At 51.0% G+C, this 26,633-nt stretch carries 28 protein-coding genes; 16 read left to right on the top strand and 12 right to left on the bottom strand.

Annotation, left to right across the window (positions count from 1 at the left end):
• The 4 genes from NSU18_RS00005 to NSU18_RS00020 all read right to left on the bottom strand — a co-directional run.
• On the bottom strand, positions 1-467 hold a 467-nt coding region (locus NSU18_RS00005; RefSeq protein WP_341147861.1), incomplete at its 3' end, for an IS3 family transposase.
• A gap of 5 nt (positions 468-472) precedes the next feature.
• Complete coding sequence (locus tag NSU18_RS00010; RefSeq protein ID WP_341147862.1) at positions 473-787, bottom strand: helix-turn-helix domain-containing protein; 315 nt, start codon at positions 785-787, stop codon at positions 473-475.
• A 417-nt stretch (positions 788-1,204) separates the two neighbouring features.
• Positions 1,205-1,735, bottom strand: a complete 531-nt coding sequence (locus tag NSU18_RS00015; RefSeq protein ID WP_341147863.1) for a GNAT family N-acetyltransferase — start codon at positions 1,733-1,735, stop codon at positions 1,205-1,207.
• Between the two features lie 80 nt (positions 1,736-1,815).
• Complete coding sequence (locus NSU18_RS00020; protein WP_341147864.1) at positions 1,816-2,334, bottom strand: hypothetical protein; 519 nt, start codon at positions 2,332-2,334, stop codon at positions 1,816-1,818.
• Between the two features lie 133 nt (positions 2,335-2,467).
• Between NSU18_RS00020 and NSU18_RS00025 the strand changes: the two genes are divergently transcribed.
• The 5 genes from NSU18_RS00025 (at position 2,468) to NSU18_RS00045 (ending at position 7,122) form a co-directional block, all read left to right on the top strand.
• Complete coding sequence (locus NSU18_RS00025) at positions 2,468-2,656, top strand: hypothetical protein (RefSeq protein ID WP_341022969.1); 189 nt, start codon at positions 2,468-2,470, stop codon at positions 2,654-2,656.
• Between the two features lie 195 nt (positions 2,657-2,851).
• The gene (locus NSU18_RS00030) at positions 2,852-4,408 is read left to right on the top strand and encodes an ABC-F family ATP-binding cassette domain-containing protein (RefSeq protein WP_341147865.1); all 1,557 of its coding nucleotides are present in this window, start codon (positions 2,852-2,854) and stop codon (positions 4,406-4,408) included.
• Positions 4,409-4,471: 63 nt separating this feature from the next.
• Positions 4,472-5,650, top strand: coding sequence for a PTS transporter subunit EIIC (locus tag NSU18_RS00035; RefSeq protein WP_341150959.1), 1,179 nt, complete (start codon positions 4,472-4,474; stop codon positions 5,648-5,650).
• An 18-nt stretch (positions 5,651-5,668) separates the two neighbouring features.
• Positions 5,669-6,592, top strand: a complete 924-nt coding sequence (locus NSU18_RS00040) for a DUF7638 domain-containing protein (RefSeq protein ID WP_341147866.1) — start codon at positions 5,669-5,671, stop codon at positions 6,590-6,592.
• Between the two features lie 152 nt (positions 6,593-6,744).
• Positions 6,745-7,122, top strand: a complete 378-nt coding sequence (locus NSU18_RS00045; RefSeq protein ID WP_341147867.1) for a YcxB family protein — start codon at positions 6,745-6,747, stop codon at positions 7,120-7,122.
• A gap of 89 nt (positions 7,123-7,211) precedes the next feature.
• Here the strand turns inward: NSU18_RS00045 and NSU18_RS00050 are convergent, their stop codons facing one another.
• Positions 7,212-7,583 carry an iron chaperone gene (locus NSU18_RS00050; protein ID WP_341022962.1) on the bottom strand — a complete coding sequence of 124 codons (372 nt, stop codon included), beginning with the start codon at positions 7,581-7,583 and terminating at the stop codon, positions 7,212-7,214.
• Between the two features lie 113 nt (positions 7,584-7,696).
• Between NSU18_RS00050 and NSU18_RS00055 the strand changes: the two genes are divergently transcribed.
• The 5 genes from NSU18_RS00055 (at position 7,697) to NSU18_RS00075 (ending at position 10,464) form a co-directional block, all read left to right on the top strand.
• On the top strand, positions 7,697-7,876 hold the full coding sequence (locus NSU18_RS00055; protein ID WP_341147868.1) for a hypothetical protein: 180 nt from the start codon (positions 7,697-7,699) through the stop codon (positions 7,874-7,876).
• Between the two features lie 382 nt (positions 7,877-8,258).
• Positions 8,259-8,723, top strand: a complete 465-nt coding sequence (locus NSU18_RS00060) for a hypothetical protein (RefSeq protein ID WP_341022960.1) — start codon at positions 8,259-8,261, stop codon at positions 8,721-8,723.
• A gap of 37 nt (positions 8,724-8,760) precedes the next feature.
• A complete protein-coding gene (locus NSU18_RS00065) occupies positions 8,761-9,153 on the top strand; it encodes a VOC family protein (RefSeq protein WP_341022956.1) in 393 nt (130 codons plus the stop codon).
• A 63-nt stretch (positions 9,154-9,216) separates the two neighbouring features.
• The gene (locus NSU18_RS00070; RefSeq protein ID WP_445321779.1) at positions 9,217-9,828 is read left to right on the top strand and encodes a pyridoxamine 5'-phosphate oxidase family protein; all 612 of its coding nucleotides are present in this window, start codon (positions 9,217-9,219) and stop codon (positions 9,826-9,828) included.
• A 21-nt stretch (positions 9,829-9,849) separates the two neighbouring features.
• Entirely contained in the window at positions 9,850-10,464 is a 615-nt protein-coding gene (locus NSU18_RS00075) for a class I SAM-dependent methyltransferase (RefSeq protein ID WP_341147869.1), read from the top strand.
• A gap of 364 nt (positions 10,465-10,828) precedes the next feature.
• Here NSU18_RS00075 and NSU18_RS00080 read toward each other — a convergent pair whose 3' ends face one another.
• Both NSU18_RS00080 and NSU18_RS00085 read right to left on the bottom strand, forming a co-directional pair.
• Positions 10,829-11,593, bottom strand: a complete 765-nt coding sequence (locus NSU18_RS00080) for an SDR family NAD(P)-dependent oxidoreductase (RefSeq protein WP_341147870.1) — start codon at positions 11,591-11,593, stop codon at positions 10,829-10,831.
• Between the two features lie 13 nt (positions 11,594-11,606).
• Positions 11,607-12,392 carry an acetoacetate decarboxylase family protein gene (locus NSU18_RS00085; RefSeq protein WP_341147871.1) on the bottom strand — a complete coding sequence of 262 codons (786 nt, stop codon included), beginning with the start codon at positions 12,390-12,392 and terminating at the stop codon, positions 11,607-11,609.
• Between the two features lie 132 nt (positions 12,393-12,524).
• Here NSU18_RS00085 and NSU18_RS00090 point away from each other — a divergent pair, with 132 nt between their 5' ends.
• The gene (locus NSU18_RS00090) at positions 12,525-14,114 is read left to right on the top strand and encodes a PucR family transcriptional regulator (RefSeq protein ID WP_341147872.1); all 1,590 of its coding nucleotides are present in this window, start codon (positions 12,525-12,527) and stop codon (positions 14,112-14,114) included.
• A 1-nt stretch (position 14,115) separates the two neighbouring features.
• Here the strand turns inward: NSU18_RS00090 and NSU18_RS00095 are convergent, their stop codons facing one another.
• Positions 14,116-14,649: a GNAT family N-acetyltransferase gene (locus NSU18_RS00095; protein WP_341022940.1), complete on the bottom strand. Its 534-nt coding sequence runs from the start codon at positions 14,647-14,649 to the stop codon at positions 14,116-14,118.
• Between the two features lie 120 nt (positions 14,650-14,769).
• Here NSU18_RS00095 and NSU18_RS00100 point away from each other — a divergent pair, with 120 nt between their 5' ends.
• The 3 genes from NSU18_RS00100 to NSU18_RS00110 all read left to right on the top strand — a co-directional run bounded on the left by NSU18_RS00100 (position 14,770) and on the right by NSU18_RS00110 (position 16,701).
• A complete protein-coding gene (locus NSU18_RS00100) occupies positions 14,770-15,024 on the top strand; it encodes a hypothetical protein (protein ID WP_341147873.1) in 255 nt (84 codons plus the stop codon).
• A 30-nt stretch (positions 15,025-15,054) separates the two neighbouring features.
• Entirely contained in the window at positions 15,055-15,621 is a 567-nt protein-coding gene (locus tag NSU18_RS00105) for a hypothetical protein (protein ID WP_341147874.1), read from the top strand.
• A gap of 747 nt (positions 15,622-16,368) precedes the next feature.
• Positions 16,369-16,701 (top strand): hypothetical protein, encoded by a 333-nt coding sequence (locus NSU18_RS00110; protein WP_341147875.1) that lies wholly within the window; start codon positions 16,369-16,371, stop codon positions 16,699-16,701.
• Positions 16,702-16,772: 71 nt separating this feature from the next.
• Here NSU18_RS00110 and cysC read toward each other — a convergent pair whose 3' ends face one another.
• The 4 genes from cysC to NSU18_RS00130 all read right to left on the bottom strand — a co-directional run bounded on the left by cysC (position 16,773) and on the right by NSU18_RS00130 (position 18,758).
• Positions 16,773-17,300, bottom strand: a complete 528-nt coding sequence (gene cysC / locus NSU18_RS00115; RefSeq protein WP_341022935.1) for an adenylyl-sulfate kinase — start codon at positions 17,298-17,300, stop codon at positions 16,773-16,775.
• A 34-nt stretch (positions 17,301-17,334) separates the two neighbouring features.
• A complete protein-coding gene (locus NSU18_RS00120) occupies positions 17,335-18,099 on the bottom strand; it encodes a sulfotransferase domain-containing protein (protein WP_341147876.1) in 765 nt (254 codons plus the stop codon).
• Between the two features lie 141 nt (positions 18,100-18,240).
• A complete protein-coding gene (locus NSU18_RS00125; RefSeq protein ID WP_341147877.1) occupies positions 18,241-18,459 on the bottom strand; it encodes a helix-turn-helix domain-containing protein in 219 nt (72 codons plus the stop codon).
• A complete protein-coding gene (locus tag NSU18_RS00130; protein WP_341022931.1) occupies positions 18,399-18,758 on the bottom strand; it encodes an RNA polymerase sigma factor in 360 nt (119 codons plus the stop codon). Before NSU18_RS00130 ends, NSU18_RS00125 begins: the two co-directional genes overlap by 61 nt.
• A 258-nt stretch (positions 18,759-19,016) precedes the next feature.
• Between NSU18_RS00130 and NSU18_RS00135 the strand changes: the two genes are divergently transcribed.
• Entirely contained in the window at positions 19,017-19,421 is a 405-nt protein-coding gene (locus NSU18_RS00135) for a hypothetical protein (RefSeq protein WP_341022929.1), read from the top strand.
• A gap of 91 nt (positions 19,422-19,512) precedes the next feature.
• Complete coding sequence (locus NSU18_RS00140; RefSeq protein WP_341147878.1) at positions 19,513-26,553, top strand: HYR domain-containing protein; 7,041 nt, start codon at positions 19,513-19,515, stop codon at positions 26,551-26,553.
• The last annotated feature ends 80 nt before the right edge of the window (positions 26,554-26,633 follow it).

The raw sequence follows: 26,633 nt of genomic DNA on the forward strand, positions 1-26,633 counted from the left end.
CTCAGGACAAAGAAATGCCGGTCCCGGCCCGCCACGTACCCATACTTAATGTCCATCTGCCAGAGCTGGCCTGCTCCGGTAATGACCCGGTTCTCCGGCAGCTTCCGGGGATGCTTAAAGCGTTTGTGGCGCTGCGGCTGCAGGATATCCAGCGCCTGGCACAGCCGGTAGCTTTTCTTGTGATTGAGCCTCAGCCCGCGCTGGTTCCACAAGCACTTGGCCAGCAGTTTGTATCCGTACACATGCTCTTCTCCAGCGATTAATTCCAGCAGCCATTCCTGGATTTCCTCGTCGCTAATCTTCTCTCCAGACTCGATCAGGGAGTAGCCGGGTACGGGTCTTCCGCGTCCCTGAGGTACGGCCTGTGCCTCCTGCTTCTTGCGTTTCTTACGGTCGTAATACGTAGACTCTGCGAGCCCCACGAGACGGAGTACCAACGCTGCGGTATTCCCCTGCTTAATGAACATGTCGGCTACCTCGATTTTTTCGGATAAGCAGGGGTTGGCTTTTTTAGCAGTTCACGCAGAATTTCGATCTCTAGCTCCTTTTCGCCGAGGATCCTGACCGCCTTCTCGTATTTCTGCTCCACGTCCAGGAGGCGCTTCAATTCCTCCACCTGCTCCTGGGGATACGGATGCTCTTGTTCCCCATGGGCTTCGCGGTAATCTCTCACCCACTGATTCACCGTCGATGGGGTCACCCCATACTTTCGGGCAACCACCGCTGCCTTAATGCCAGACAACACCTCTTGCGCGGCTTTCTCTCTTGTTCCTGTTAAGTGTCCCATACCGTTCATCCTCCTCCTGTTTCTAGTCTACATTTTTGTGGGGGAGGACTCCAACTTCTTTAGGGGGCTGTGGAGCATTGTGCTCACAAGTAGGCACATGGCCTGAATGTATGTGAAAAACAGTATACATTGTGATCGCAAGCAAGCATATGGCCTGAATGTATGTGGAAAACAGTATGCATTTTGATCGCAAGCAGGCACACGGCCTGAATATATGTGAAAAACAGCATACATTGTGATCGCGCGAAGGTAATCTTATTCATCAGTTAGGATGATTTTGTTCAAATATAAGAATGTATAGGTTTCACGCTATACATTATCTTTCTATTTCTCGCCGAAACGGTACCGTCCTTTAAAAGGACGGCAAAGCCGTTTCCACTTGTTACGAAAAACTGAATACAATGTAACCAGTCAGGCTCAGGAACTTTGAGTCCATTCTGCTAAGGATAGCTCATAGTCTATAAAAGTCTGTAATTCCCCATGCTGATCTGCCCAGGCATTCTTTCGCACTGCTATTTTCCGGAAGCCGAGTTTCTCATACACATGCTGTGCTCTGGTGTTCTTAAGGTTCGTATCCAGTATAATTTTGTGAAACCCCTGTGATTCAAAAAGATAAAGGATCAGCATTTCTAAACTCTGTGTGCCTGCCCCTTTGTTTTGTTGGCTAGAATCACAGATTTTGATGCCAATCTCCGTCACATGTCCAGAAACCGCATTGAAGCTCATTTCTCCAGCAGGAACACCATCGATTTCCAGAATCAGACGTCCTTTACGTTCAGAATCTGTCCCGGTCTGCAATTGGGTTAACACCTCTTGTTCAGTGATTCCTAACCCCTCAGGAAATCCGGCGTGCTCCATGACTTCTCCATCGTTCCACCATTTGCATAGCAGTTCTGCATCGGCTACAGTTGCATCTCGGATAACCAAATTTCCTTGCTTCATATACATTTTGTATACCTCCATGACTCCAGATTAGCCTGGCTTCACCGTAACATGCCATAATTTCCACGAGAATGGAGAGCATTGTTTTATTCAAATTGTACAAGGGTTAAGAGCACCAGCAGCGACAGATTCAGCAACAGCCCCAGTATAGATAATTTGTTCCGCTTAACAATTCCAAGCACACTAATGCAAATAGCGGTCAGCAGAAGGAAGTATACCAGGTACAGGGAAGTGTCGGCGTAGAGCGTCAAGTCCTTGTACCCTGCGTCATTTACAAACTCACCATCGTACAGATTCTTATATCTGCTGTTAGCATAAATTAATATACTGGTGATACAACCTGAGGAGAATAACACAGGAATAGCCGTTAGGCCTCTTATCTTTTTCTCATATCTGCCTGCTGTAACGGACCATACTCCATAGATGACAAATCCCGCAAGCAGGCAGATGAAATACATCTGATAGAACATTAGCCCTTCCTCCCGGTCCCCGGTTCCGCCTCCATCCGGTCCTGAAGCATAAAACAATAAGTTTGTTAGGACCAGCATGAAATTCAGGAGTGCGTATTTAAGAGCACTGATTCCTATTCCCTTGAATTCTTCCATCCTTACCTCCGCTTACTTGGGTTATCCTTCAGATGTTTATTATCACTTTTAATTAATATAATACTAGAACTCACATACTTCCTCCCCCTTTAGGCAAATTAATACTATACCTATTGACCAAGGGGAGAATTTGGTGAAAAGAAAACTTCAAGTCATGACCACGCTGCTAATGATCGCTCTAATCATCAACGGGCTTGCACTGGCTCCATGCACCGCAGCAGAACCGCCATCACAGTTACAGAATCCTCAGGCGGATTCAAGGGAGCTGCAGCTGCAAGACATGCTTGTGCTGCAACTGCTGCCCTATATGGAAGGAGAGTGAATCTCATCATCACAAGTTAAGCTTGTAGGATACAAACATTTAAACGGACACGAGCAGCATAATTTCCCTCCAAATTACCTGGACATGTGGAGAAAGAGTAAATGAAGACACTTTTTTCAGAAACCTTCTGGAGTTGTGACGCGTTAGCCTTTATAATATGACGAGAATATAGAATAAAGGAAAAGGTGTAACTTCATGAGTATATTAAATGTAGAAAAGCTTAGTCACGGCTTCGGCGACCGGGCCATCTTCACCGATGTCTCCTTCCGTCTGCTGAAGGGTGAGCATATCGGTCTGATCGGCGCCAACGGTGAGGGGAAATCAACCTTCATGAACATCATTACCGGTAAGCTGCAGCCGGACGAAGGCAAGGTGGAATGGGCGAAGCGGATGCGCGCCGGGTATCTGGATCAGCATGCGGTGCTTCAGCAGGGGCAATCCATCCGGGATGTGCTGCGCGGGGCCTTCCAATATCTGTTCGATATGGAACAAGAGATGAACGACATGTACGGCAAGATGGGGGATGTGACCCCTGAGGAGCTGGAGCAGCTGCTGGAGGATGTCGGAACAATTCAGGACATGCTGACCAGCCAGGACTTCTATATGATCGATGCCAAAATCGATGAAACCGCGCGCGGACTCGGCCTGACCGACATCGGTCTGGACAAGGATGTCAACGACCTCAGCGGCGGTCAGCGGACCAAGGTGCTGCTGGCGAAGCTGCTGCTGGAGAAGCCGGATATTCTGCTGCTCGATGAGCCTACGAACTATCTGGATGAACAGCATATCAACTGGCTGAAGCGTTACCTGCAGGAATATGAGAATGCCTTCATTCTGATCTCCCATGACATTCCGTTCCTGAATAGCGTGATCAACCTGATCTACCATATGGAGAACCAGTCGCTGTCGCGTTATGTGGGCGATTATGAGTATTTCCAGCAGGTGTACGAAGCGAAGAAGTCGCAGCTGGAATCCGCCTTCAAGCGCCAGCAGCAGGAGATTGCCGATCTGAAGGATTTCGTGGCCCGCAACAAGGCCAGTGTAGCTACCCGCAATATGGCCATGTCCCGGCAGAAGAAGCTGGATAAGATGGAGGTCATCGAGATTGCCAAGGAGAAGCCGAAGCCGCAGTTCAACTTCAAGCAGGGGCGGACCTCCGGTAAAGTGATTTTTGAGACCAAGGATCTGGTGATCGGGTATGATTCCCCATTGTCGCGTCCGCTGGACCTCAGCATGGAGCGGGGACAGAAGATCGCCCTCGTCGGTGCGAACGGTATCGGTAAAACCACACTGCTGCGCAGCATTCTCGGCCAGATTCAGCCCATCTCAGGCACAGCCCGTCTTGGCGATCTGCTGGAGATCGGGTATTTCGAACAGGAAATGAAGGAATCGAATTACAACACCTGTATTGAGGAGATCTGGAACGAATTCCCGTCCTACTCCCAATTCGAGATTCGTGCAGCGCTGGCGAAGTGCGGCCTGACCACCAAGCATATTGAGAGTAAAATTGCTGTCCTGAGCGGCGGTGAGAAGGCAAAGGTACGTCTGTGCAAGCTGATTAACCGGGAGAGCAATCTGCTGGTACTGGATGAGCCTACCAACCATCTCGATGTGGATGCGAAGGAAGAGCTGCAGCGTGCGCTCAAAGCCTATAAAGGCAGCATTCTGCTGATCTCCCATGAGCCTGAATTCTACCGTGATATCGTGACCGATACCTGGAACTGCGAATCATGGACGACCAAAGTCTTCTAGAGAACTGAACCGGCAATAACGCCGGTGTTGAGCTTGACCCGTAGGAGGGGCACTTTGCAAAAAGTGACTCTTGCGGGTCATTCGTATTACAGTGGAGTAAGAATGCAGGGGGATCATATGAACGCAGTGAATGAGGAGACAGTCGTGAAGCCATCCAAACGCAGTCTGGTCAATATCATTATTGACGGCATTTCTGGTATTTTTCTTCCCATAGTGAATATATTGAGCGCGGCAGGAATCATGAAGGGGCTGCTCGCTGGTGCGGTTGCGCTGGAGCTCGTCAGCAAGACGGAAGGCACCTATACGGTGCTGAATGCCATGGCGGACAGCCTGTTCCATTACCTTCCGCTGCTGCTGGCGTTTACGGCAGCCCGTAAATTCGGGGCCAATCCTTTTACGGCGGTTGTGATAGGCGGGGTTATGCTATATCCCAGTCTGACTACACTATTTGCGAACAACGAAAACATTGAGTTTATGGGCATGAGCATCAGGCCGGTTAATTATCCTGCAAGCGCTATTCCCATCATTCTGGCGGTGGGCCTGCTGGTCTATGTCGAGCGGTTCTGTGTTAAAATATTGCCGGAGGTCATCCGCGGCTTCTTCACTCCGCTGATCTCTGTGGTCGTCGTCTCGTCGGTGACGCTGCTGGTATTCGGACCGATGGGGGCGCTGGCCGGGGATGCCCTGGCAGACGGGTACCGCACTGTGTACAATTTCAGTTCAGTCGGCGCCGGTATGGTGCTGGGGGCAGTCATTCAGCCAATGGTGATTTTCGGGCTGCACTGGAGTCTGGTGCCGCTGGCGATCAACAATATCAGCACGGGCGGTTCAGACACGATCCTCGCGCTGATGGGACCTGCTGCCTTTGCCCAGGCCGGGGCTGCACTTGCGGTATTCATCAAAGCCAAAAACAAACAGTTCCGTACCTTAAGCCTGTCGGCATCTATCTCGGCCTTATTCGGTGTGACGGAGCCTGCGATGTTCGGAGTGAATCTGCCTTTGCGTAAGCCGATGGTTATCGTCTGTATTGCCGGCTCAATCGGCGGGGGAATGGTTGGAGCGTTTGGCTCCTCTGCGATCTCGTTTGCTTTTCCGGGACTGGCTACGCTGCCTGCTTATCTCGGGGACGGATTTGGCGGCTTCCTGATCGCATGTGCCACCGGGTTCCTGATTGCCCTGATTGCCACACTGTCGGTGAAGCTGGGACCGGAGCCGGTGGTGGGGGAACCTGCCAAGTCATAGTATAGGAGGGGATTTCGCATGAGAGCCATTAGAAGAACGAAGACCGTTGAAGGGACTTCCATTCCCGGCATCATCCAAAATGGAGGAAGTTACTTCTATATTAATGTAGACGTCTATGAAGACGGCATGGTGAACTGCTGGGAGCTGACCGACCTTGCGGGCTTATCCGGCAAAATACAATCGGGCTGGCTGACGCCAGCAGCCCCGGCAGGAGAGCAGCTGTCCATTCACGGTCTGGGGGCGTATACTGTGGAGTCGGCGAAGTGGACTTACAACGCTGAAAGCTATTATCAGCATGTGAAGGATACGGTTACCCGCCTGAATCCTGAGCTTACGAATATTTATGAGATTTCAGAGCGGGAGCAGGAGCGCAATGAAGCGCGCCGGATCGCCCTTTCGCCAACAGCTACGGAATTCTATGTTAACAGCGAAATGTTCTACCAGACGACGGAGGGCAAAAGTGTCCATCTGTTCATGAAGAATAGCGGTGCAGTATATTTGGTCGATGTTGTGATCTATAAGGACGGAAAGGTATCGGTCTATAACCTGCCTGCAGAAGCTGACTATACGCTGGAGGAGCTGGACGGGCTTTTTGCGGACGGGACGTTCTTTACCACCCTGGATGCTTCCACTCTGGTTCATATACTGCAATTGGGCGAGGTGACGCTTGGCGCTTCGCTGTATTCTGCGGAAGCGGAAGAGAAGCTCAAAGAGCTGCACAACCTCCACAAGCAGCTAAACGGCGAGCAAACGGCGCATGAAGCGTGCCGGGCTGCCTATTATGCTTATCTGGAGAATCCGAGTGAGTACTACCGGGAGCAGCTTAGAATCAAATATGAGCTTGTGCCGGAGCATGAACGGATGTATCTGGGCGATATGGATACGAAGGATTGGGATTACCAGCGGATTCTGTATCATCCTGAAGAGACACGGGAAGTGTGAACTTATTAAAGTGAAGAGATAGAGGTGGCAGGATGGAGACAATCAGCTTTCATTATGGACGGCATATTTCCAAGGTGGCACGGGCATTATATTTCCACTCGTGGAAATCTATACTGTCCATTGGAGTTCAAGCGGTATTTATAGCGGTGTGCATGATTCTGTATACTCAGAACCCGTCGGTCATTCTGCTCGGCATATCGATTACGCTGGTTCTGACCATGGGAATGTCAATCGTGATGCGTACCCTGCTTTTACCGAAGATCTTGTCGGCAGATACAAGGTATAATAAGGAATTTGAATATCTTTTCGATGCAGAGGGGATCAATTTCAGTCCGGAGAAGGACGCGTCTGTCATGACATGGGGCTCCTTCACCCGGGTATGGGAGAACCAGAGCTATTATCTGCTGTTCCATGGGCCACAGGAGTATTGGTTCGTTGCGAAGCAATCGTTCGAGGATGCCGCACAGGAGCATAAATTCAGAGCGTATGTGTCAGATCACCGCAAGATTGTCAGTGGTGTGATTTGGTGACAAGTAAGACGGATATGAAAGAAGGACATGCTATCCCGCGCATGTCCTTTTCTGCATCTGGGATCGTCGTAGCAGGTACTTAGCCGTAGCTACACCCGCCAAAAGCTTGTGCAATCTGCCTTGTCGGCAATATTGTACTCGATTAACTGTCTCAGCAGGCCGTAATCCACCGGATTCGTCCATTTCATGCGGATCAGCAGCTTGGTGTGATCTACTCCGCCTTGCTTGAGGACCTCCTCGAAATGATCCATGCCTGCCTTTTCCGGGGCGACAGCCATATGCCCTTTGGCTACACTGAAGCCGATAATATACGTTCCGTGATCGGTGAACATCGGCTGGTTCCAGCCAATTCTCGGTTCGAGCTGCGGGAACTCCTGCAACACCCAGGCGAGTACTTCCTCTACCGTATCCCGGTGAACCGGATTATCGATCTTCGCCAGATACTCTGCAAACACATCCATAGTTATCCCTCCAGATCAGTAGCCGCGCTTATGCCATTCATAATATCTTGTAGATGGAGGATAGTCAAAAATTTTAATGAATAAAAATGATTATATTACAATGGGGGTGTTGAATGATGAAGGAGCTGGACAGACAGAAGTACTTACATGATCAAGCCTCGATGCTGGAAAGTGCGAAGTTGGCTGGAATAAAAAAAGTGGCTAAAAATATGCTTGGTATGGGTATCGATATAGCGACAATTGTAAAAGCCACGGGGTTAACGAAGCAGGAGATCAATGACTTGCAAAAATAATGAATGCATGAGGGAGCATCCTGTGGGGGATAGCTCTCTTTCATTGTTGCTTAGAAAATTGCTGCAAGAATTGCAACATTGCTGCCTAATATAAGGTGCCCATACTGAAATCCTGCACAAAATGCAACAAAGCCAGCTCTAACTTGCTCTAAATACCGAAAATACTGCAAATGATGCAACAATGTACCGAAGCCAGTGACATTTCCATATAAATCTTGTAAGAAGTGCAACAATGTTACTCAATACAAGCGGTCGATGGGAGAATAAACCCTTAGAATTGGTCAGAAATAGGAAAAGTCCATTCCCTTCCTCATTCCAACATTTCCCTGTATGATAGAAGAAGCTTGTTGTTCTTCAAAATAAATGATAAGGGGGTTATGGGATGGAGAAGATGATCGTGTTCAAGGGCAAGCGTCCTGCTGAATTACTGGCCACTATAAGCGTGATTGCCCTGATGTTATTCTGGATAGGGTATATCCTTCGGTTTGACCGAACTACTCCACTGGAGCATTTTTTGGTCTATCTCGTCAGCGGGATCGCTATCGTTAATATAGGAATTATGATCTATCGTCTTCTGACCTTTAACCGGGCGTTCAACATAGAAATAAGGCCGGAAGTTCTGCAGATCAAGGATATAGAGATTGAAGCCTCTGCTATTAAGCGTATTTTCATCAAAGGCTACTTCATGCCCGTGATCGCAGTTAAGCCCAGAGCTTATCTGCTGGTTACTTATAAATATTGTTTTCGCTACGCCGAGCAGGAAGATCAGGGGATACGGGCGCTAACAGAATGGGCGGAGCATCACCAGATCGAAGTGGTACATAAGAAGTTTGTTAGATGGCTGTAAGTAACCAAGGTAATACGAGACAGGAGGAGCTGCTCATATGAAAGTCACCGGATTCAGTCATATTACACTTCTGGTAAGCGATCTTAAAATGTCCCTGGAATTCTATCACGGTATCCTGGGGATGAAGGTTAGACATCACGGCCGAATAGATGCCTATTTGGAGTGGGGCAGCGCTTGGGTCTGTCTCGTGGAACGGACGGAAGCCGAAGAGCAGCCGGGCGGATTCGCCGGGATGGATCATGTAGCTTTTTATATCGCAGAGGATGATTTCAAGGAAGCTGTCGGCATCTTGCAGAAGCATCAAGTTGAGATCGTCAGAGGACCTGTGCAGCGGGGAACCGGCTGGTCGGTGAATTTCCTGGACCCGGATAGGATTCAGCTGGAGCTGCATACTTCCACTCTGGATGAACGGATGCAGGTCTGGCGTTAAGCGGAGTACAGTTACCATAATAATGAGAAACGGGGATGCGGGATGAATAAACCTTTTCATGAAATGCTGACATCGGAAAATGAGCTAAGAGAGCTTCTGGGTTATCCGAGTGAAGTGGTGAAACGCAAATCGATTCATCAGCTGGATCATCACTGTCGTGATTATATAGCGATGTCCCCTCTGTTATTCTTGTCCACAGCAGATGAACACGGCTCTTGCGATGTCTCTCCGCGCGGGGATGCACCCGGCTCAGTGCTTGTGCTGGATGAAGGGCATCTGGTCATTCCGGAGCGGCCGGGGAACCGCAGATTGGACTCTTTGCTGAATATCCTGGCTAATCCGCAGATCGGTCTGATTTTTATTATCCCGGGACTTGAAGAGACCCTGCGGGTTAACGGGCAAGCCTATATCATTAAAGATGAGCCTATTCTGGACCGGATGCGGGCCAGAGGCAAGCGGCCTGCGCTGGGAATTGGAGTGAAGGTGGAGGAATGCTATATGCACTGTGCCAAGGCCTTCAAAAGATCGCAGGTCTGGAACCCCGGGACTTGGCCTGCTGAAGACTTGCTCCCGTCTGCTCCGGCCATCATTGCGGCGCATGTGAATACAGCGGAGTTCACGGAGGAAGTGGTGCGGCGCGGTATAGAGGAGAGCTACGAGAAGCGGCTGTATTAAGAAGGGGAGGGAATGGCGGGGATGGATACAGAGCGGCTGATACGGATTTTTGACAGGCAGGCCACGGACTATGACCGTAAAAGAGAAGATCCAAAACAGCGGCGCTGGCGCCAGAAGCTGATCGGTTCTGCGAAGGGTGAGGTACTGGAGCTTGCCGTCGGAGCCGGGGCGAACTTCCCATTCTATCCTCAAGGCGTCAAGATCACGGCTGCGGACTTCAGCGGAGCCATGGTTGAGAAGGCCAGACGGGCCGCCGGACAGTACCGGCTGGACGCGGATTGTATATGTGCGGATATCGAAGACATGAGCTTTGCTGCGCATTCGTTCGATACCATTGTCTCCACGCTGTCCTTATGCAGCTATAAGAACCCGCTGAACCTGCTGGAGAAGCTTAACCGCTGGTGTAAGCCGGACGGCACCATCCTGCTTCTGGAGCATGGAATTGGTTCTAACCTCTTGGTCACTACGCTGCAACGGGCGCTGAATCCGTTGCTCTATCGTATATACGGCTGCCATCAGACCCGGGATATTCTCGGACTGGTCCGGGAGTCGGGGATGCAGATCACTAGAGTGGAGAGCTATTCGCTGAATATGGTGCATTTGATCTGGGCGGGGCCTGAGGAACAACAACTATGACTTGTTAAACCCCATCCACCCCAAATCTAACGGACCGGAGAGATCATATCCCCGCGAAAACGCCACTTTTTGCAGCGTAACGGACTCAGGCGGCCTTATAGTCTCTCTATGAGACGTTTCGGAGCTGACGTGCAAAGGATAAGGCCTGTGGAGTCCGTTACTCGCCCAATTGGCGGCTTTCTTCCCAAAGAAGAGCACCTCAGTCCGTTACGTTAAACCAAACGCCCCTGAAGAACAAGGCTCGCTTGGAAAAAGATGTGATCTTAAGGAGGAGTGCGTCTGCTCCACTATTTTAAATCTGATGCAGAACTAGAGCTGTCCTCCAGCCGTTCCATGGCTTGGAAGACAGCTCTTTATTCCAGAATCAGACGGCTGTCCAGCCCCCGTCCACATACAGCGTCTGGCCTGTCGTGTAGCTGGAGGCATCCGAGGCGAAGTAGAGGACAGCGCCGTTCAATTCATCGGGATTGCCGGGACGGCCCATGGGGCATAGCGTATTATACTGCTCCAGGAAGCGGTCCTGATAGAGCGCGCGTGTCATCCCGCTGGGGAACAGGCTGGGTCCGATTGCATTCACTGTGATTCCGTAAGGAGCGAGTGTCGCGCCCATGCCGCGGGTCAGATTCACGACAGCACCTTTGGAGGCATTATAGGCATGCAGGGCAGCGAGCTTGCTGCCCTTCACACCACAGATGGAAGCAAGGTTGATAATGCGGCCTTGCCCACGTTCTTTCATGGCCGGGATCACCGCTTTGGACATGAGAAAAATACTTTTCACATTGGTATCCATCACCCGGTCCCATTCCGCTTCGTCCAGTTCCTCGACAGAGCCTGCGGAGGCGACTCCGGCATTATTCACCAGGATGTCTAGCTGCCCGAAATGCTCCAGAATGCTCGCTACCGCCGATTCAATCTCTGCCCCGCAGGTTACGTCACATTGGAGCGGAAGCACCCGGCGGCCCTGGGCTTCAATCTGTCGCCGCGCCGGTTCCAGCCCGTCCACTCTTACATCCAGCAGGGCAACATCCGCCCCTTGCCCGGACAGAGCTTGGACTAATTCTGTGCCTATCCCCCCGGCTGCTCCTGTCACCACCGCCACTTTTCCGCTCAAATCAAATGGCTTTCTCACCGGTACACCTCCATTAATTCCACCAGTCCCAGCGTAAGTTGGAGTAAGGAAGGAACTCTACAGGATCTACAGCAGTCAGCACCTCACCTCGTTCAAGGACGGTATTGCTGACCGTGTAGATGCCGCCCAGCATACGGACGACTTCCAGCTCGGCCCAGGGGTCATGCGGAGAGTCATGCAGGTGAATCTCTGCTTCTGCCGCTGTACGCACGCTGACATCCATAGAGGCTGTCTGCCGGATCAGCAGCGGTCCAAGATCGAAGCCGCGGCCATCCGGGGACTTGGAATACTTCATGTTGAAGACAGGCAGCCCCTTACCGTAATGCTCTGAGATGATACGCTGTCCGTCTGCGGCATTCATTTTACCGCTAAGCGCAGCCTCTACATGGAAGAATTCAGTGCCCCGCCGGGAGACGCTGCCTGCCACATGCTGATCCTCCTTCTGGAGACTGATGTCGGCCATCTTCTTGGGGAAGCCGTAAATCTCACGCCCCAGGCCCATCGCGATATCATCGCTGATCGGCATGGACAGGCAGTAGGTGCCCGGTTGCCCGTTGTAGGCTGCCAGAACGAAGACTGCGGCTTCACGGTAAGGCTCGCAGAAGCTGGTGCGGGGATAGTTAGCTACAAAAGCGTGCACAAGCGGCCTAGGACCCGGTGTAAGCGGGGCGGGCAGAATGCTGCGGATCACTTCGGGCGAAGTCTCCCAATAGACGGTTAGTGTCTCGGCATTATAGAAGGTCGTAGGTGTATTTACTCTTTTTGTAATCTCATTCACATCTTTTACGAAGCTGCTCATCTGAATTTCCTCCTGTGTTATAGGGTCACGAATAATGTAACATGACTATTCCAGTGATTATATATATGGAAAATATAAAAATAAATGGGAATCTTGTGCGCGGCGCACTATAATAAGCAGGGGGTGAGAGCGATGAGTGTTACCTTTGAACAGATAAGCAGACATTTTAGTAAGCAAGCCGTACATATCCAGTGGAACAAAGCATTAACGACAGCTTATTCAGATACGATGCTGATTACGAAGAGCCTGAAGCATTTTGCACCTGAATATATCTATGTGGGCTACCAGTCCGGATTGCCGGATCACGCAGAAGGGGTGGAGCAAGCCAGCCTGATGCTAATTAACGACATGGTGGAGCCAGCTTCGGGCCGGCAGCAGCAGATGTACAGCGGACAGAACCGTATGGAATTCGGGGCGGAGGAGGATGTATTCGAGCTCTATAATCAGATCCGGGTGCTGTTCCTGGAAGAAGCTGAACGGGAGCAGACTAAGGGCAGGATGCTTGAGGCCTGTGTCGCCGGCAAAGGATTGGAAGCAATCGTCTGTGCGGCAGCGGAGCTGATGGGCAATCCGGTGATTATCATCGATGTAAGCTATAAGATTCTGGCTGCTTCGGACTGTAGCGGGGTTACCGATCCCATCTGGAACGATAATCTGCACAAAGGATACTGCTCCTATGATTTCATAGCTGCCGTCCATCAACTGAAGAGCGTACAGACCGGCATAGAGTCGCTGGAGGCTTACGAAGTGGAATGCAGCGGAAGCCAGGTGACCAAGCTGGTCGCCAAGATCAGAATTGGCAGCAAGCCAGTCGGCAATGTAATTGTGCTGGGCGACACACGCCCGATTGAACAGAGTGATCATGAGCTGGCGGGTTTTACGGCCGGGCTGGTAGCGGCGGAGCTGGCGAAGAATAGCTTTTACCGGAACTCCAGTCAGGCGGAATATGAAGAGCTAATCTATGGATTACTGGAGAATGAAGAGAACGGACCGCTACTTATTCAGGAGAGTCTGCGGAGCGGTATGCATCTGCCCAAGGGCAGATTGTCCGTTCTGGTGCTGGAGCTTGCGGGGTATGATGTTTCTGTTTCCGGTAAACACACCGGTTATTTAAGAGATCAGCTGCATCTGCATTTCGGTGAGGAGCGGCTGATCTTTTACCATGAGTATATGGTGGGGGTAAGTGAAGGTGAGTCTGCATCGTCCAGGTCAAGAGAGGTTGATCCAAGCTTGCGGGAATTTCTCGTCAGCCATCAGATCCGCCTGGGAATCAGCCGGGAATTCACCGACCTCACGGACTGCCGCAAATATTACTTACAGGCGCTCAAAGCGCTGGAGATCGGGCGGATCGTCTGGCCGGCGGAGCCGCGTGTGCTATACGCTGATGTGCAGCTGTATGACCTGTTATCCCCGCATGCGCAGCGTGATTCCCGGGATGTCAGCCATCCGGCGCTTACGGTCCTGCGTGAATTCGATGAGAAGCATCATGCGGACTTGTACCATACCCTCTATTCCTATTTGAAGAACAATCAGCAGCTGCAAAAGACCGCAGACGAGCTATTCGTACACCGCAACACTTTGCGGTACCGCTTACGCCAGATCGACGAATTGATCCAGCTTGATTTGAGCAAGATCGATCATGTGCTGAGGCTGTATATGTCCTATCAAATGACGGACTATCTGGAAAAGCTGGGTGGGGGAGAGAGCCCTTGTTGCTCCTGATTCACTTTAGGGCAGGGGACCAGTGCTCCCGCATCAGCTTCATACACGTCTGAGGCTCATCCTCCACTTCTCTGCAAGGCTCGCACCCCTCGAACCCGAACTTACGCACCGTTGCCATCGAAGCAGCGTTCTGCGGATGGGTCAGGATATAGATAGAGTCCGCATCAAGCTGTGTGAAGCACGTGTCGAGAAGTATGGGCAGAGCCTCCGACATATAACCTTGCCCCCAATAATCCTTCCAGATGTCATACCCGATCTCCACCTGCTTCCGCTCTGCGTCCCAGTAATGATAGCCGCAGGTGCCAATGAAGGCATGGGTCTCCCGGTCAAACATCCCATAGCGGTGATGGCCTTTGCCCTCAGGCTGGGCGTAATGCTCAATGATCTCCACAGCTTCGTTGTAATCGCAGGGCGGCTCACTGAAGTATCGGCACATGTCCGGGTCCGAGAATTGCCGGTAGACTGCATCGATGTCAGACTGATTGAGTAGGCGAAAGTGTAATCGTGTAGTGTTAAAGGGTTCGATTAGATTCATTGTTGATTCTCCTATTCATGGGCAATATTTCATATTGTCATTATGCGATCATATCATCGGGCTGTCTATGATCATGAACCTGATGTTAATGTGTGGTAAAATACTAAAATGCTATAACCATTGAAAGGGGTGTGCCTATGGGGCGCATTCCCGCAGAAGATCGAGGCAGCGGCGGTGAAGCCTACAACAGCCTTTACTTTATTCGAACAGAGATTGCAAAAGCCGTCTTCCCTTGGCCTGGCCCAGGCTACACTGGTTAACCGGATCGGCCAAATGACACAGACAGAGGCGAACCTCGCTGTGCTGCATCTGGAGAACGCACTGAAGGCTTACCTGCCCACGGCAACCACACTTATGAATGCGCCTGTCGTTTAACTCAATATCAAGAACATATATAAGCCTGGCATGCCTATGGTGCTCGCACGCTCTAAGGTGAAACAGGCTGAGGTCCGAATGGTCCTCCAGGATCTGGAGGGCATGGGCTACAAGCTGGTGGAGGATGGGGGATTCGTACCAGCTATTCCTTATAAGAGCTTCAAAGTCTTTACAGCTTATGTCAGTAAGGATCTGCAGGTCTATATTGACTTGATGGCGACAGAGTCGGAGCAGCCGATGGTAGCTGGTGAAAGGTTGATGGTGGACTGGTACCAGGTCATTGACCGGACCGTGCAATACGAGGATTTTGTGCAGACATATAAGACCTCTAACCGCGTTGCGGCGATGACGGAAGCGCTGGAACGCGCCAAGAGAATTGTGTTCAACGGCACGCCCAAGACTCCGCTGTTCGACAAGAAGACACAGGTCATGCTGGAACAAGCGGCGATAGCTTACGAGAATACTTTGTCGGAAGCAGGCCCGGAGAGAATTGAGGGCAGCAGGCTGCTGACGGAGCTGGATGATTTCCTGCTGCTTGTGATGGAGAATGGCGATAAGCGCACACAGGCTGTTATTGATTATCTGAAAGCCTTGTAAATTTAAGGAGCCATTATAATTGTATTAGAGGAACCGGGCTGCTTACCCATGCAGCTCCGGTTTTTTGGTTAAAAAATAAGAATTTATATGCTTCACACGATAACTTATCCTTCTATTTCTCGCTGAAACGGTACCGTCCTTTAAAGGACGGCAAAGCCGTTTCCACTTGTTTAGGAATTTGTGATTTACGTCTGCAAGTGGATAAGTGCTCTTTACGGAGGAGGGGACAGGTATGTAATCGAAAAACCGATTACAATCAGCACCCGCAAGCTGTGTGGGCCAAATGTAATCGAAAAACCGATTACAATCAGCACACGCAAGCTGTGCGGGCCAATGTAATCGAAAAACCGATTACAATCAGCACCCGCAAGCTGTGTGGGCCAAATGTAATCGAAAAACCGATTACAATAAGCACCCGCAAGCTGTGTGAGCCAAATGTAATCGAAAAATCGATTACAATTTAATGCTCCTCATGGCTACTCCTCCAGCCAGCTAGCAAATGAGCAAATATAAGTGAGGTAAAACTTAAGATGATCAAAGGACAAGTAACCTATCACCCAAGGGTGATTTATGTGTGTGGTCTGGCTGATTAGACCCTGAGTACATATGATCCTATAGGTCTGAAGCATCATATGTCACAGATCATGTAAGTATTTAAGAATATAATGTAAGCGTTATCTATTAACGGTGTACATTTAGATGTAAAAGGAGGAAGACGGCTTGAGCGTCCCGAAGGTTTCCTTTAACATGCTAGTCTTTATGGGTTTTAGCCTTCAGTATGCATTGATGCATCTCTTGTCTGCAGGTGAGGTGATTGTGATTTCATCCGCTGAGCTTATCATTTATATGCTGCTTACCTTTGCCGGGCTCGGCAGATTCTTTCGGCGCAGAAGGCGGGCTCTGAGCGAGAGGGGCTGTGGAGGCACCGGACTTTTTTTCAGCGTGTTATGGACAGTGTCACTCTGCTCCCAGTTCCGTAAGGAGAACTACCCGGATGCGCTGACTATTATTAATTCACTGGGCGTGTCGGCGGCTGGACTGATTCTGCTTACGGAGATTGTTATTCTGTTCAAGGTATAAGCCAGCTGTACATGAAGAAGCCCCTTTCCTGGATGAAGGATAGGGGCTTCTTCATGTAACAACGGATGGAATTAATAGATATAACCATGGTTCTTCAAGTAGGCGAGAATCAGCCCGGTGGATTGATCCTCATTATACTGCTCGGTATCCACAATAAGCTCGGGCCGGAGCGGCTCCTCATAGGGGGCAGTCAGGCCGGTAAAATGCGGAATCTCTCCGGAAAGCGCTTTGCGGTATAAGCCTTTGACATCCCGTCTTGCACATTCCTCGAAGGAGCATTTGACGTAGATTTCCACGAAAGGCTGGATGCTCTGCCGGATTTGCTCCCTCATGTCCCGGTAAGGGGAGATGAAGGAGGCCAGGACGATGATATCGTTACGGGTCAGGAGCTGCGCCAGATAGGCTGCGGTTCTTACATTCAGCGACCGGTCTTCTTTGGAGAAGCCTAACCCCCGGAACAGTTGATTCCTCAAGACATCACCGTCGAGCAGTTCTGTCCTCACGTTCATTTGTTGCAATCTCTGATTCAGGCAGCGGCAGAGCGTGGTTTTTCCAGAGCCGGACAGGCCGGTGAACCATAGTGTTACTCCGGTATGCAATGTGCAGCCCCACCTTCCTTGTCAAACGATTAGGTTACCAGTTGTAATCTGTCTCATAGCCCATCGGGAAGAGCAGATGGCCTGCCACCTCTTTGAAGCAAGTCTTCACCTCTTCATTGAACTCGGTCCGCCAGTTCCCGGTTGTGCCGGTGCGGAAGGTATAGGAGGCCTTAGGATTAATATTCTGCTCCATAGCGTCCAGGATTGTGTCTAGCGGTAATGGCAGCGGCTTGTCAGCCCAGAGATAATGAATCAGCTGTTCCATCGTCCGGCGGCGTGAGCTGTGGCTGTCTACCAAATGTTCAAAGGCGATCTGTAAACAGTCCGCTTCCACGCTCCATCCGGCGAACTGCCGATACCATGCGGCGATACTCGGGTATTGGAGCTCTGGTATTCCCTGGATTAAGGCCAGAAATTGCTGATTCCGGTCCGGTAGAGAGAGCAGATAGGGGCGCAGCGGATGATTAGGATATTTGTCTGTTATGAAATACGTATACGAGATTACAACATCTCTTAGGTCACGGTTAAGAAATAACGGCTTAATCTTCAGCTCCCGAAGCATACCTGACCACCGGGGTGAATAGTACACATGTCCTGCTGTGAAATGTCCGCTGCGGACGAGCTGCAGCCGCTGGTAGTGGAGGCCGGAGTCTTCCGGATAGCCTTCATAGAATTCATGAGGATTCTGCGACATTCCCGGAATGCCTTCTAAGATCTGTTTCATCAGATGGGTACCGCTCTTGGGGACCGAGTTCAGAAATACTATAGGATATTCAACCGAAGGATCGAATGTATTCATACTCTCCTGCGTTCCTCTCTCTGAAATAGCTGCTAGTCATACTCCTCTGTTTATCATATGAAGCTCCGGCTATTGCTGACTAGACAGTATACATAAAAAGCAAGGGGAAATATGTATGTCCAAGCGGTGCTCCTGCTGAATTTACAAGTCCTGATAAACAATATTTATGAGTTCAATCTTTAAGGTCTGAATCGCTTCCTCCCGCGGCAGCATAATGAACCGTGATAAATATTCGATGTCCACCGAGAACAGGCTAAGGATATCCTCCATGGACGCTTTATCGCCGCTTTGCGCCCTTTTTACGGTCTCGATGAATGGGTAAGGTTTTCCTTCAGGACTTCCAGTCCCTTGCGCTTCCATTTGCTAACCCCCTGTTGAGTCATTTGCAGCTCGGCTGCTACTTCTTGTTCGGGCATTCCTTCGATGACTGTTTTTTTGATGATATATCTGCATTTTTCCCAAGGCAGCATATCCAGAAGCTCATCGACGAACAACTCAGATACGACCATACTTTCAAAGCTGTTATCGTAGATTTCATTATCGTAGAGCGGATTACTTTCCCGTATAAGCTGAATGCGAGTCTTGTACTGGATTCTCCATGCTGAGCGTTTTAATAATTTCCTGCAGGTTTCAACTAGTTCGTCATCACAGGTAACCATGAATTTTCCTCCCCATGTTCAGTAGTACCTTCATTCTCGGGTCCAGCGGAGCCTGTTCCCCCAGGCCGGGTCTAACCCATCGCAAGTCCCCTCATATAACAAGTAAAATATTCCATAGATTCCACAACTGACAAAAACAAAAATTTACATGATTACTATATTTCTAGCGAAAGTTGTAAAAATTATTTCGGGATTACCTAGTATTACGAGAATAAAGAACAATAGATTGTCGAATTATCCATTTAGGAGGCGATGGCGATGAGTGACTATGTAACACCACAGATGATGAGCACCCTAATGACCGTGCTGATTATTCCACTGCTGGGGCTGCTGGCGAGGTCCGTAATTGCTTATATGAAGCGGGAAATTGCCGGGCTTGAGCAGAGAATCGAGAGTGAGGCATTGAACAGCCTGCTTCAGCGGGCAGGGGATGCTGTTGAATCCGCCGTGATTGCCGTCAATCAGACGTTCGTGGAGACGCTCAAGCAACAAGGCGAGTTCGACACGGAGGCGATGAAGAAATCTTTTCTGCTGGCCAAAGAGAAAGCGATGGCGATCCTGGGGGAATCCGCCCGGAAGGAGCTGAGTGTTGTGATCGGCGACCTCGAGGCATGGCTCGAAACAAAAATCGAAGTTTGTGTGAACCGCAATAAACAGTTGTAAAAACCTGTCCGGGTTTCCCTTTGATTAGTAAAGGAGGTCCAGGCTTCACCATGATTACTGTGCTCATTACTAAAAAGTTAGGGGATGTATGATGAAACATTCAAAAAGGAAATGCAAGCTTGTGCAGCAAGGACGGTTAGGCATCATCAGCAGATGGCTGTGTCTCTCGCTACTGATTCTGATGCTGGCGCCAGGAGCGGTGTTCGGGTCGGGGAAAATAGCCCGCAACATTCTTCCAGGGCCCGAAGCGGACACCGCATCTGCAGCAGTGTATGAGGCAGAGCCGCCAATACCGGAGCCGCAGCTTCATCAAGGGGCAACGGTTAAGGATTCGGTCTATAGCTCCGTGTATCAATCGGTGTATGAGATAGATCCTACCTTGGGAGTCATCCTGAATCATGGAGCCTATCAGATGAGTCTGATGGCACTCAGCAATGTCGAGGGCTCGATGAGCCCGGTATCGCCGCTGCTGCAGCAGATCCGGTTGTCGCAGGCCTCGGGTGTGATTCCAGGAGGGCGCGGCTTCATGCTTCCGCAGGTGGTGGCGGTCAAGGATCTGGCGGGTAATCCGCTGCCGGGTATTCCCGTCACCTTCACCGTCTCGGAGGACAGTACAATTACTGCGGTCATGCGCGGGCTCAACAGTACCGGAATTACAGTGGTGTCGGATGCAAACGGATATGCATCTGCGGCTAACAACTATACAGGTTATATAGGTGAAGGCTATCAGGTCTATTCGAAGGGAACCGGGGTCATTAAGACCATGGAGGTAAAAGCTACCGTTCCCGGTCTTCAGCCGGTTACCTTCAAGGTAGAGGTCGGAGCCGTAGGCTCTAACCTGATCGATACAACGCCGCCTTCCATTAAAGCCACGGCGGTGACGGAGAACGGTGCGCCTTACATTGCCGGAACGTGGACGAGTCAATCCGTGACTGTACATTATACGGCAGAGGACACGTTGTCAGCGATCAAATCACTGACCCCGGATCAGAAATTTACCGCTGAAGGAGCAGGCCAGACGGCAACGGGCAAGGCTGTTGACAGTGCGGCTACCAGTGATGAGGATAAGAACCACTATTCCATCGCAACCTTCGGTCCCATTCATATTGATAAAAGCGCTCCGGTTACAGAAGCAGCTGTAACAGGCGCTGAATCCGGCAGCTGGAGCCGGGGGAAGATTGCGCTGCATTTTACCGCTGAAGATCCATATTCCGGTGTGGACGCTGTGTATTACAAGCTGGGTGAGAATGCAGCAGTGAGAACTTCCGGCTCCAGCGCGGCCGTGGAGCTGGAACAGGAAGGAGCGACTACCGTCAGCTACTGGGCAGTGGACAGAACCGGGAATGCAGAAGCTCCCCGCACGGTAGTGGTACAAATTGACAAGAGCGGTCCGCTGATCGCCAGTATTCTCAGCCCTGAAGCAAATGAGAAGGGCTGGAACAGCACGGATGTTACGGTCTCTCTTACCGCATCAGATGCCCACTCCGGAGTGAAGGAGATCCATTATAGACTCGGAGCGGATGGCGAAGAACAGACTCTGGCAGGCAGCACGGCTGCTTTTGACGTCCCGGTGGAGGGCATTATCCCTCTGGAGTTCTGGGCCGTTGACCATGCAGGCAACCTGACCGCTGTACAGAAGACCGAAGTGAAGATTGACAAGACGGTCCCGGTCATTACGGTTCCGGCGAATATTACAATGGAAGCGAAGGCCGTTCGTACCCCAGCCGATATTGGTAAAGCCTCCGTTCAGGATATCTCCATCCCGGATGTTCTCCTGACAAATGATGCCCCTGCAGACTATCCAATGGGGACAACTACCGTCAAATGGACAGCGGTGGACCCGGTAGGACTGACCTCCTCACAGGTGCAGAAAATTACTGTAAAAGACACGACAAAGCCGGTACTAACCGTGCAGGGAGATATGGTTGTGGAAGCTACAGCGGTTAAGACGCCGCTTGTGGTCACCGGAGCGTCGGCTACGGATATTTTCCCGGTTATTGTGGTGAATGACGCACCGAAGGAATTCCCTATTGGCCCGACTACCGTCACCTGGATGGCGACCGATGCCAACAGCAATGTGACTACAGCAACCCAGAAGGTCACCGTAGTAGACAGAACTAAGCCGTTACTGACGGTTCCAGCCGATATTACAAAGGAAGCTGCAGGCCGGAGAACTGTGGTAGATCCGGGGAAGGCCGCCGCGACAGATATTTTCAAGGTAAATATTACGAATAATGCGCCTGAGGATTATCCGGTGGGCGTAACCAAGGTAAGCTGGACGGCTAAGGATGAGAATGGAAATATCACTACAGCAGATCAGCTGATCCGAATTACCGATACCACCAAGCCTGTACTGACAATACCGCAGGATATTACCGTAGAAGCTACGGCTAGACGGACGAAGGTGAATATTGGACAAGCCGAAGCCAGCGATCTGTTCGATGTGCTGCTAACCAAGGATGCCCCGGCGGATTATCCGGTGGGTGTAACCAAGGTTACCTGGACTGCCACAGATGAACATGGCAACGTCACCGAGAAAGTGCAGAAGATTACAGTTACAGATACATCGCCTCCACAGTTAACTGTGCCTGGAGACATCACCGCCGAGGCAACCGGCATTCAGACTCCAGTGGAGCTGGGGGAAGCGTCGGCCAAGGATATTTTCAGTGTTACTGTAACCAATAACGCCCCGGAACGCTTCATCTTCGGGACAACAGTCGTTACCTGGACGGCTACAGATGAGAATGGCAACACCACCAAGACAACGCAGACCGTGAAGATCGTAGACACGACGAAGCCGTTGGTTACGCTGCCAGGCGGTATAACGGCAGAAGCCACTGGAGCAAAAACAAAGGTAGACATCGGCCAGCCGGTGGTTACGGAAATTTTTGCCGTGACAGTTAAGAATGATGCTCCGGCGGAATTCCCGCTCGGACTCACCAAGGTAACATGGACGATTACGGACGAGCATGGCAATGCAACTAAAGGTACGCAAGAGGTCAAGATCGTAGATACGACCAAACCGGTCATTACAGCACCGGAGGATCTAACGGTAGAGGCAACGGCGGTCAGATCCAAGGTCGCTCTGGGCGAGCCGGTGGTCTTCGATCTGTTCGAGACTGAGATCATTAACGATGCTCCGGCTGATTTCCCGGTCGGCACCACGCTGGTTACCTGGATGGCCAGTGATCCAAGCGGCAATGTGGCAATCGCGAAGCAGAAGGTGACTGTTGTAGATACGACTGCGCCTAAGCTGTCTATCCCGGCAGACGTCAAGGCAGAGGCTACAGCTATCAGAACTCCAGTTGTGATTGGAGAGGCCACGGCCACGGATATTTTCCCGGTTACTGTAACGAGCAATGCTCCCGAGAATTATGCTGTGGGCGTTACCGAGGTTATCTGGACGGCGAAGGATGCTAACGGTCTGGTAACTACCGGCAAGCAAAAGGTGACTGTAGTGGATACCACCTTGCCAATCCTGACGGTTCCGCAGGATATCAGTGTGGAGGCTACCGCAGTAAATACTCCGGTGCAAATCGGCAAGGCTACGGCTACGGATCTGTTCCCGGTCACGGTGGTCAGCAATGCTCCGGCCAGCTACCCGCTCGGCAAGACGATTGTTACCTGGAAGGCGACAGATACGAACGGCAACTTCAGCACCGGCACCCAGACGATTACGGTAAAAGATACAACGGCCCCGGTAATCGCTGATATTCCGGACTACATTGCAGAAGCTACCGGGCAGACAATGCAGATTAAGCTGCCGGTGCCTGCGGTCACCGATATCTTCGGAATTGCCGCAGTGAGCAGCAATGCTCCGGTTTCCTATCCGCTGGGCGTGACTGAAGTCACCTGGACAGCGAAGGATGTGAACGGCAACGTATCCACGCGCAAGCAAAAGGTTACTATCTTGGATACCACGAAGCCTGTGCTTGCTGTACCGGAGGATATTACTGTAGAAGCGGCGGCGGTTGAGACTCCGGTGGAGATCGGCGAGGCCACGGCTACGGATATTTTCAAGGTGACGGTGAAGAATAATGCCCCTGAAGCGTATCCGCTGGGCGTAACAGAAGTAGTGTGGACGGCAACGGATGCGAACGGGAATGTGACTACGAAGGTGCAGAAGATTAAGGTCGTGGACACGACGAAGCCTGTGCTTACTGTACCGGAAGATATTACTGTAGAAGCGGCGGCGGTAGAGACTCCGGTAGAGATCGACGTGGCAGCGGCTACGGATATTTTCAAGGTGACAGTGAAGAATAATGCCCCTGAAGCGTATCCGCTGGGCGTAACAGAAGTAGTGTGGACAGCAACGGATGCGAACGGCAATGTGACTACGAAGGTGCAGAAGATTAAGGTCGTGGACACGACGAAGCCTGTACTTGCTGTACCGGAAGATATTACTGTAGAAGCGGCGGCGGTAGAGACTCCGGTAGAGATCGGCGTGGCAGCGGCTACGGATATTTTCAAGGTGACAGTGAAGAATAATGCCCCTGAAGCGTATCCGCTGGGCGTAACAGAAGTAGTGTGGACGGCAACGGATGCGAACGGGAATGTGACTACGAAGGTGCAGAAGATTAAGGTCGTGGACACAACGAAGCCTGTGCTTGCTGTACCGGAAGATATTACTGTAGAAGCGGCGGCGGTAGAGACTCCGGTAGAGATCGGCGTGGCAGCGGCCAAGGATATTTTCAAGGTGACAGTGAAGAATAATGCCCCTGAAGCGTATCCGCTGGGCGTAACAGAAGTAGTGTGGACGGTAACGGATGCGAACGGCAATGTGACTACGAAGGTGCAGAAGATTAAGGTCGTGGACACAACGAAGCCAACGCTTACTGTACCGGAGGATCTGTCCGTAGAAGCAACGGCAGTGAAGACTCCGGTGGAGATCGGGCAAGCGTCTGCTACGGATATTTTCAAGGTGACGGTGACATCGGATGCTCCAGCTGCTTATCCGCTGGGAACAACGACCGTTACCTGGAAGGCCAAAGATATCAATGGTAACGAGGTAACCGGGGTACAGCGGATTACCGTAGTGGATACGACACAGCCTTTGCTGAAATTCGAAGGACCCCTGCAGCTGACCAAGGAAGCAACGGCTCTGGAAACCCCGGTAGAACTGGAAGTGCCAGCGGCGCTGGATTTCTTCCCGGTTACTCTAACGACAGATGCTCCGGGAGAGCATAGCCCGATCACTTCAGAGGAGACCTTAACTGCAAATTTCCCTATCGGTACTACGATTGTGAAATGGACTGCTATAGATAGCAGCGGAAATTCCGCAGTAGGCATCGTGAAGGTGACTATTGTTGATACGGTCAAGCCTGCGCTTAAGCTTCCAGCTGACATTACTCTAGAAGCAACGGCGCTGAAAACTCCGGTGGAGATCGGCGTGGCAACGGGGACTGACATTTTCAAGGTAACCGTAACCAGTAATGCCCCTGAAAACTATGTGCTAGGAACCACTGAGGTTACTTGGACCGCTACGGATGCGAATGGCAATGTTAGCACGGGTGTGCAGAAGATTACGGTAGTGGACACCACGAAGCCAGTGTTGAAGCTTCCGGCTGACAAAACGGTGGAGGCAACGGCGCTGAAAACTCCGGTGGAGATCGGCGTGGCAACGGGGACGGACATTTTCAAGGTAACAGTAACCAGTAATGCCCCTGAAAACTATGTGCTAGGAACCACTGAGGTTACTTGGACCGCTACGGATGCGAATGGCAATGTTAGCACGGGTGTGCAGAAGATTACGGTAGTGGACACCACGAAGCCAGTGTTGAAGCTTCCGGCTGACAAAACGGTGGAGGCAACGGCGCTGAAAACTCCGGTGGAGATCGGCGTGGCAACGGGGACGGACATTTTCAAGGTAACAGTAACCAGTAATGCCCCTGAAAGCTATGTGCTAGGAACCACTGAGGTTACTTGGACCGCTACGGATGCGAACGGCAATGTCAGCACGGGCGTGCAGAAGATCACGGTGGTAGATACAACGAAGCCAGTGTTGAAGCTACCGGTTGACAAGACGGTGGAGGCAACGGCGCTGAAAACTCCGGTGGAGATCGGCGTGGCAACGGGGACTGACATTTTCAAGGTAACAGTAACCAGTAATGCCCCTGAAAACTATGTGCTAGGAACCACTGAGGTTACTTGGACCGCTACGGATGCGAATGGCAATGTTAGCACGGGTGTGCAGAAGATTACGGTAGTGGACACCACGAAGCCAGTGTTGAAGCTTCCGGCTGACAAAACGGTGGAGGCAACGGCGCTGAAAACTCCGGTGGAGATCGGCGTGGCAACGGGGACTGACATTTTCAAGGTAACAGTAACCAGTAATGCCCCTGAAAACTATGTGCTAGGAACCACTGAGGTTACTTGGACCGCTACGGATGCGAACGGCAATGTTAGCACGGGTGTGCAGAAGATTACGGTGGTGGATACCACGAAGCCAGTGTTGAAAGCTCCAGCAGATGTTGCTGTTCCGGCAACCGGAACCAAAACGCTTGTGAACCTGGGCCAAGCTACAGCGAGCGACATCTTCGGAGTTGTGCTGAAGAATGATGCTCCGGCTGACGGCTTCCCGTTAGGGAAAACAGTGGTCACCTGGACGGCTACGGATGTGAACGGTAATGTATCGACGGCGGTGCAGAATGTAACTGTTACACAGACGTTCAAGGTTCAATCGTTTAATGCGAGCCGAAGCAGCCTGACGAATACGATTTTCCCGAGAATATCCTTTGAGAATACCAGCAAGTCGACCTTGCAGCTCTCCAGCATCAAGCTTAGATATTACTACACTATCGATGGCGAGAGATTCCAGAGCTTCTATACGGATTATGCCAGAGTAGCAGGCTCGAATACGAGGGTGATCCAACCTTACGTCACAGGAAGCTTCCAGAAGACAACAGGCAAAACCGGCAGTGACTATTACCTGGAAGTCGGCTTCACCAGCGGTGCCGGAAGTCTTAAGCCTGGAGAAAGTGTAGAAATTCAGTGCAGATTCTGGAAATCGGATTTCTCTAATTACTATCAGACTAATGATTATTCCTTCAATGGACTGGCAACGGGCTTCACTGATACCAGCAAGATTACGGCCTACTCCTACGGCAATCTGATTGCAGGAATGGAACCGTAAGCGGCTAAGTACAGCATTGCACAGCTTCCAGGTTGCTGCCGGATCAGTGGTTGCAGCTTGGAGCTATTCATTAACGGGAG

It is taken from the genome of Paenibacillus sp. FSL H8-0048 (assembly GCF_038002825.1).
Lineage (GTDB): Bacteria > Bacillota > Bacilli > Paenibacillales > Paenibacillaceae > Paenibacillus_AQ.